This is a genomic window from Bifidobacterium ruminantium DSM 6489, from assembly GCF_000770925.1.
In the GTDB taxonomy this organism is placed as follows: domain Bacteria; phylum Actinomycetota; class Actinomycetes; order Actinomycetales; family Bifidobacteriaceae; genus Bifidobacterium; species Bifidobacterium ruminantium.
The window spans coordinates 1-664 of sequence record NZ_JDTK01000060.1 but is presented as its reverse complement, the minus strand read 5'-3'; the positions used below and the strand labels follow the sequence as shown (position 1 = coordinate 664).

The window sequence follows — 664 nt, the reverse complement described above, 5'->3', positions numbered from 1 at the left end:
GATTGATCAGTCGGATTACAGCGTGGACCTGTCCAATGGCGTGACCACGAAGCAGTTGACCGCCACGACCGATCCGAAGGGCGCGTCCGTGAGCTGGAGCTCGTCCGACAAGGACGTGGCGACCGTCAGCCCGAAGGGCGTGGTCACCCCGAGGAAGGCCGGCAAGGCCACGATCACCGCGAAGTCCGGGACCAAGACCTCGTCGATCACCGTGACCGTGACGGGCCAGCTTCCGCCGGACCCGGTCGCGAAGAACACCGTCTACGCTTCGAAGCCTTCGGGCTGGGGCAAGATCTACGCGTACGTGTACACGGGCGACGGCGCGACCGCGGCGAACAACGCGGCCTGGCCGGGCGTGGAGATGACCGCCCCGAGCGCGACCGACGGCTGCCAGCAGATCGACCTGTACAAGTACGTGGTCCCGGACAGCCTCGCCAAGGGCGCGAAGGTGATCTTCAACGACGGCGGCAGCCAGCAGTATCCGGGATCCCGCCAGCCGGGCCTGGACTACAACGGCGGCATCGTGAAGTGGGACGGCTCCTCCGCGACCCTGGCCGCGGTCGAGTGCGAGACCACCATCCCGGTCACGTCCGTCTCGATCTCCGGTGATGGCGTGAGCGGCGGCAAGCTCTCCCTGAAGTCCGGTGCGAGCGTGCAGCTGACC

1 protein-coding gene is annotated in these 664 nt (G+C 67.3%); it reads left to right on the top strand.

What is annotated here, in order from left to right:
* Positions 1-664, top strand: a 664-nt coding sequence (locus OU26_RS09350) for a starch-binding protein (protein ID WP_033499130.1), incomplete at both ends; no start/stop codon positions are given.